This is a genomic window from Caulobacter sp. 17J65-9 (genome assembly GCF_010975005.1).
Classification (GTDB): Bacteria; Pseudomonadota; Alphaproteobacteria; order Caulobacterales; family Caulobacteraceae; genus 17J80-11.
Genome location: NZ_JAAIVC010000309.1, coordinates 1 through 1,108 on the forward strand (window position 1 = coordinate 1; position 1,108 = coordinate 1,108).

2 pseudogenes are annotated in these 1,108 nt (G+C 74.9%); both read left to right on the top strand.

The features are described from left to right. Window positions 1-456, top strand: a pseudogene (locus G3573_RS21580) (hypothetical protein); the annotation flags it as partial. Between the two features lie 341 nt (window positions 457-797). Then, window positions 798-1,108, top strand: a pseudogene (locus tag G3573_RS21585) (hypothetical protein); the annotation flags it as partial.

Genomic DNA, 1,108 nt, shown 5'->3' on the forward strand with positions numbered 1-1,108 from the left:
CACCTGGCGCGGGCGGGCCGGGCGCTGGCCGAGCCGCTGACGCCGCAGGCCCTGGACGCAGCCGAGCGCGAGGCGCGGGCGGCGCTGAAGCTGAGCCCGGCGCGCACCGAGGCCCGGCTGCAGATCGCTTACGCCGAGCGCCAGAGGGCCGGCGGCTGGTCGCCGACGGCGGGCGAGGCGCTGGCGCAGAGTTATCGGGTCGGGCCGCTGGACCCGGACGTGGGGACCTGGCGGCTGCGCTTCGCGCTGGAGCACTGGGAGAGCCTGACGCCGGCGTTGCGGAAGGCGGCGCTGGCCGAGCTGGACGCGCTGTGGTCGCGCTATCCGATGCGAAAAGCCCTGAAGGCGATGGCGGGCGAGGTCGGCAGCCCGGCCGGGCGGCTGGCGTTCGCGGCGGAGACGAGGAGCCTGGAGCGGGCGGCGAAGGTGAAGGCGGCGGCCGAGCGCAAGCCCTGAGCCCCTCTCCCCTTGTGGGAGAGGGAGGGTCCCGCACGCCGGCGCGTCAGCGCAGGCCTGTGCGGGAGGGTGAGGGGTCGCGCGACCTGTCCGCCGTCGCAACTGCGCGCCATTCCTGAGGCCTCGGCGCAGGCACCCCTCATCCGGCCGGCTCCGCCGGCCACCTTCTCCCGCAAGGGGAGAAGGAACGGCTCAACGCGGCGCGACCCCTCACCCTCCCACGCGGACGAGCCGGAACCTTCACCGCCCCTCGGCCGTTAACCCCGATTCAAGCTTCGCCGTTCGCCGAACCTGAGGTATGAACAAAACCTTAACCGTACGGCCGCGCGATGCTCGCTCGAGTGCTGAAAACCGCAAAACCCTGGGCGCCGCGCGCCGGGGAGACGCACGAGGCGTGGCCCCACGTCGTCGCCGCCTTCGGCATGGCGCTGGTGCTGTGCGTCGGCTGGGTCGCGCACGTGCAGGCGCGTGAAGCCGCGCCGCCGTCGGTGCGGCGCGTCGTGGCCCTGTCGGGCGGCGATCTTTCGGAACGCGGGCTGGACGCCCTGGCGTCGGCCATGGACCCGGCCATGCGCACCCTGGCGCGACGGATCGCGCCGGCGCCGGAGGTCGTGCTGGCGGGCGGCGCCGCGGTGCTGGGGCCGGACCCGAC